The 5,105-nt window shown below is 67.9% G+C and carries 6 protein-coding genes; 3 read left to right on the plus strand and 3 right to left on the minus strand.

The features are described from left to right. Both SD626R_RS13085 and SD626R_RS13090 read right to left on the minus strand, forming a co-directional pair. On the minus strand, nucleotides 1-356 hold a 356-nt coding region (locus SD626R_RS13085; RefSeq protein ID WP_218054136.1), incomplete at its 3' end, for a SipW-dependent-type signal peptide-containing protein. A gap of 122 nt (nucleotides 357-478) precedes the next feature. After that, nucleotides 479-1,975 carry a vWA domain-containing protein gene (locus tag SD626R_RS13090; protein WP_092566785.1) on the minus strand — a complete coding sequence of 499 codons (1,497 nt, stop codon included), beginning with the start codon at nucleotides 1,973-1,975 and terminating at the stop codon, nucleotides 479-481. A 442-nt stretch (nucleotides 1,976-2,417) separates the two neighbouring features. Between SD626R_RS13090 and SD626R_RS13095 the strand changes: the two genes are divergently transcribed. Further along, nucleotides 2,418-2,978 (plus strand): DUF7344 domain-containing protein, encoded by a 561-nt coding sequence (locus SD626R_RS13095; protein WP_092566786.1) that lies wholly within the window; start codon nucleotides 2,418-2,420, stop codon nucleotides 2,976-2,978. Nucleotides 2,979-3,073: 95 nt separating this feature from the next. Here SD626R_RS13095 and SD626R_RS13100 read toward each other — a convergent pair whose 3' ends face one another. Then, the gene (locus SD626R_RS13100; RefSeq protein WP_092566787.1) at nucleotides 3,074-3,985 is read right to left on the minus strand and encodes a DUF8054 domain-containing protein; all 912 of its coding nucleotides are present in this window, start codon (nucleotides 3,983-3,985) and stop codon (nucleotides 3,074-3,076) included. A gap of 311 nt (nucleotides 3,986-4,296) precedes the next feature. On the opposite strand from SD626R_RS13100, the gene SD626R_RS13105 reads away from it, so the two are divergent. Beyond that, complete coding sequence (locus SD626R_RS13105) at nucleotides 4,297-4,845, plus strand: DUF7344 domain-containing protein (RefSeq protein WP_092566788.1); 549 nt, start codon at nucleotides 4,297-4,299, stop codon at nucleotides 4,843-4,845. 57 nt (nucleotides 4,846-4,902) lie between these two features. Continuing rightward, nucleotides 4,903-5,105: MutS N-terminal domain-containing protein (locus tag SD626R_RS13110; protein WP_141651439.1), on the plus strand; the 203-nt coding region annotated here is incomplete at its 3' end.

Below are 5,105 nucleotides of genomic sequence, written 5' to 3' on the forward strand. Positions count from 1 at the left end.
GGGTTGTCGACGATCGAGAAGCAGAACTCGCCCTCGCCGGAGTCGCCGGGCTTCAGGTCGGAGACCTGAATGCTGAGCGGGTCGCCCGTCGAGCCTTGGCCGTCGATTCCGACGGTGTTCCCGTCGACGTACGTTCCCGGCTCCGTGGAGTACTGCGCGTAGCTGCCCTGGTCCTCAGAGTAGTCGACGTGGACGAACAGGTCGAGCGAGCCCGCAGTCAGCTCGTTGTTCTCGAACGATTCGGTGTCGTTGAAGTACGCCGTGGTTCCCAGTCCCGCACCGGCGGAGGCCACGCCGACCGCGCCGAGTCCGACCAGCATCTTGCGCCGCGAGAGTCCGATTTTGTCGTCGTTCATTGTGTATCATCCCCTATTGGGAACTCCCGACGGCGGTCGCGAACCGCCGCGTCGGCCGCCCGAAGGCGCCGAGCCGGGAACCGGACGTGTCTCGTCGTCCGGGGCCGCGTTGCTCCGAGGAGCTAGTTCGAATTACTCACGTTGCCGGTGCCGTTGGGGGCGGGACCGGGGCTAGTGCTGTTCACGTCAGTCCCGTTGAACGCCACCTGCGGATTGTCGTTGTGCCGCGACTGCTCGGCGTAGAGCCCGATGTCGAAGCCAACGGAGTCGGTCTGGATCTCGTTGCCGACTTCGGCGGGGAGCGTCCACTCGAAGCCGATACACTGGGTGGTCGCGCCGGGGTACGGCTGGCGACCCTCCTCCTGGCGGTCACCGTCGAGCGCGACGCCCTCGGAGAGCTGCCCGAAGACCTCGCTCATCGTGCCGGAGAGGATCTTCTGCTCGCCCGAGAGGACGATCTGCGCGATCTCGGCGTAGACGGTGTCGAGGTCGGCCGGGTCGGGCGCGACGAAGGCATCGTCCGGCGAGCTGGCGAGGCTCTGGAGCAGCGACGTGTTCGCGCTGCCGAGCGCGACCGTGAAGACGCGGATACCCGCGTTCTTCGCGGCGTCCGCCGCGGTGGTCGCGGCGCTGGCGCTGGAGTTCCCGTCGCTCAGCAGGATCATCACCTTCGAGGCGCCGGCAGTGGCGTTGGTGCCGTTGAGCAGTTCGTCGGCTCCCTCGTCGATCCCGGCCGCGATCGACGTCCCACCGCCCGCGCTGTAGTTGTTGATCGCGTTCTGGACGAGCTGGTAGTTGGTCGTCAGCTCCTGATCGGTCGTGGCGCCCGAGTTGAACGAGATCGCGGCGGCCTCGTCCGGCGAGGAGAGGTTGCCCACGAAGCTCGTCGCGGCGGTCTTCAGCGAGGAGAGCGCGGACCCGCTCATCGAGCCGGAGACGTCGCTGACGAGCGCGACCTCCAGTTCGTTCTGCTGGCCCGTGCCGGTGGGCTCGTACACGTTGTCGCAGTCCTCGTCGTACCAGACGCAGACTTCGATGCTGTCGGCGAGCTCGCCGACCCCGTCTGTATCTTCGCCCTCGTCGCCCAGTTCGGGCTCGGACTGGTCGTTCTCCGCGTTCTCGGTCAGCTCGCCCGCGAGGTAGAGGTACGCGGGGTTGTCACAGATGTGGACGCTGATCGTCACTTCGCCGGAGTCGCCGGGCTTCACGTCTTCGAGCGTGAAGATCGGAATGCCGTCCCCGTTGACGAGGTACTCGTCCGCCTCGGGCGAACAGAAGTCGAAGTCGTCCTCCATGACGAGGTTCTCCCACGCCTGCATGTCCGCAGGGCTCGGGGTCTGGTCGAGCAGGTACCGTCCGTCGCCGAGGTCCTCGACGTCCGGGTAGCCCATCGCCTCGATGTCGTCCAGGCGCCCGGGACCGCCGAGGTACGTCGACTTGTAGTCGAGCTTGAGGTCGAGCTCGCCCGCGGTGAGCGTGTTGCCGTCGAACGACTCGGTGTCGTTGAAGTACGCCGTGGTACCGAGTCCCGCGCCCGCGGACGCGACGCCGACCGCGCCGAGGCCCGCGAGCACCTTGCGCCGCGAGAGTCCGATTTTGTCGTTTGTGTCTTGGCTCATGGTTTCTCCCCCGACTCGCCCCCCGTCCGCGTTGGGCCGACCGAATCGGTTACTCTCCCCTCCGAGGGATACCCACGTAGTTACGAGCAGCCACGTCACCGTCGAACGCGGGCTTCGATTCGGTGGAACGAACGGTTCGTGCGGTCAAACGCCGCCTTCGACCGGCGGTCCGGCGTCCCTACTTCGGCAAAAAAGGCGGCAGGAACGCCGTACTTCGACCGAAGTGACCGGTATGGTACCCGTGTCGTCTCCGAGGCGGCGACGGTCGCGGGCGAGGCGGGATCGAGACGACTGTCCGGGCGCGGGCTATCGGTTTCGCGGATTCGAATCCGAATCGGAGGACCGTCGAACGCCGGGGTAGCCGGCGCATACATATCCCCTGAACGGAGGATGTAGCGTCAACGACCGATCTCCGCGCCGCGCGGAGGTCGGATCCACACCCATGAAACCCAGAACAGACATCCTCCCGGCGGAGCAGGTGTATTCCATCCTCGCGAACGAGCGGCGTCGGCGCGCCCTCGAGCAGATCAAGGGCGTCGGCGGGACGGTGACGGTCCACGAGCTCTCCGAACTGGTGGCGGGTCGCGAGACGGGCGAGAGCCCGCCGCCGAAGCGGTGTCGCGAGAGCGTGTACACCTCGCTCGTCCAGACGCATCTGCCGAAGCTGGAGGAACTCGGCGTCGTCGAGTACGACCGGGGAACGCAGACGATCGAGCTGTCTCGACACGCGCGAGACGTCTCGCTGTACACCGAGATCGTCGCCACGGGCGGGGTGACGTGGTCGGAGCTGTACCGCGCGCTCGGCGTCGTCTCGCTGACCGTTCTCCTCGCGGCGCTGCTCGGCGCGCCCCTCGTCTCCGCGGCCGATCCGATTCTGTTGACGAGCCTCGCGCTCGGGCTGTTCGCCGCCGCGAGCGCCTACCAGCTGTGGCTCAACCGCTTCTCCGTGCTCCGGCAGTTCCGGGTCGGACGCGACGGCCTGCTCTCGCGGCGCCGGAGCTGAGGCGAACGCCGAGTTCCGCGATCCGTCGATTCAATTTATCAACAAACGACCGGTGATTCGGAGAGCTTCACCGCAGGTCGACCGGTCACGACGCGTTATTCGGCCGCGAGCGACGGCGGGAGGTCCGTCTCGAACAGCCGCGCGTCGCAGGCGGCACAGCGCCCGGCGATCACGTCGTAGCTCGAACAGCAGGACTCGACGACGCGCTCTTCGAGGCTCACGGGGCCCTCGCAGGCGGGGCACTCCTCGACGAACAGCCGGAGCGCGCCGAGCACGCCGCTTCGCGTCGCCAGCGGGAGGGCGCGCCAGTCGTCGAGCCGGTCGGTCAGCGCGCGGTCGGCGGCGACGTCGGCGAGGAACGCGGCGCGGGACTCCCAGTGACCGATGCGGTCGCCGTCGGCGAACGCGAAGGCGGTCCCGCCGCGCCAGTCGAGCGAGAGCGACTCGGCGTCGACGCCGGTGAGCGACGCGAGCGCCACTATGTCGGCGCCGGGGTCGGAGTCGTCGGTGCCGTCGGAGTCAGCCGCGGCCTCGCCGACGACGGTCGCGTCGAGTCGCATCCCGTCGAGGGCGGCGCGCCACGCGGACGCGAACCACGGGGCGAACGCGAGGTCGGTCCCGTCGGACGTCTCGGCGAGGACGTCGGCCGACAGCAGGTACGACTCCGCGTCGACGTCGCTCGGCGGCGCAGTCGCTCGGCCCTTTCCGAACAGCCGCAGGACGCGCTCCGGGAGGTACCGCTTGGTGAGCTCCGGCGTCCCCGGGACGAGGTAGCCGCGCAGCCAGATCGCGGCGAGCGCGGCCCCGAATCCGGCCGTGCCGAGGAGGGGTCCGCCGACCGCGCCCACCGCCGTCGCTCCGGCCGCCGCGATCGCGACGTTGACTCCGGTACACGGGAGGCAACGGTTCTCGCCGGTGTATTCGGGCCGTCGGAGGCGGTCGAGGAGTCGGTAGTCGGTCGCTCCGGTCTCCGCCTCCGAGACCCCCGCGTCGCGTGACGTTGTCATACGTCGACGTTGGCGTCAAGCGGTCGTATGTATGCGGCGCCTACCGGTCGCGAACCGGACCGGGACGCGGCTCCCGCGGTCGGATCGGGGCGACTGCGGGGGCGCTGCGATCCGCTCCGGACCGGAGCGTCCGCGGCGGACCGTCCGCCGGTCGGCTGATCGGGTTTCCCGATCGGTCCCAGTTCAGGTGGAGGACGGGGTCTAGTAAGTAAACCATGGTGGAGCATGGTACCAATTGATATCGGGGGCAGTAGTTAGTGACGACAGACACGTCCTCGCGGAGGAGAGTGCGGTCCCCGTTGAACACGAATATGACACCACAAATCGCCGTCGAACGAGACCCGAAGACCGACGGGGACGAACCCTCGCATGACGAAATTTTCACCGCGTTAAGCAACGCACGGCGGCGAAACGTGATCAAGTACCTCAAGCGGAACGGGCCGGAGTCGCGCGTCCGCGACATCGCCGAGCAGCTGGCGGCGTGGGAGAACGACCTCGAGATCAACGAGGTGACGTACAAACAGCGGAAGCGCGTCTACACCGCGCTCCACCAGTCGCACCTGCCGAAACTGGCGGAGGGCGAGTTCATCGCGTACGAGCCGAACAGGGGAATCGTCTCGCTGACCGAGGAGAGTCGGAAGCTCCAGGTGTACCTCGAAGTCGTCTCCGAGAACGAGATCCTGTGGAGCGAGTACTACCTGGGGCTCGCCGTCGTCTGCGGACTGCTCGGCGGCGCGGCGTGGATCGGGACGGTCCCGTTCGCGAATGTCTCCGGCCACGCATACGCGATCCTCTTCGCGGTGCTGTTCGGCGTCTCCGGGGCGGTACACCGGGCGGTGACGCGCCGGAACCGAGTGTAGGCGATCGGGGCGCGGCACCCGCAGGGTTTTACCCGCCCACGGCGGGAGTACGGGTATATGCCAACGGGGATCGTCGGGGAGTTCCTCGATCTCAAGGCGGAGACGGACGCGGACGTCCTCGCGATGCAGTGCGGCGACTTCTACGAGTTCTTCGCGGACGACGCGGAGCTGGTCGCCGACGAGCTCGACCTCTCGATCTCGCAGAAGTCCTCGCACGGCTCGTCGTACCCGATGGCGGGCGTCCCGCTCTCGGAGCTGAC

This window comes from Halorubrum sp. SD626R, from assembly GCF_001261915.1.
Classification (GTDB): domain Archaea; phylum Halobacteriota; class Halobacteria; order Halobacteriales; family Haloferacaceae; genus Halorubrum.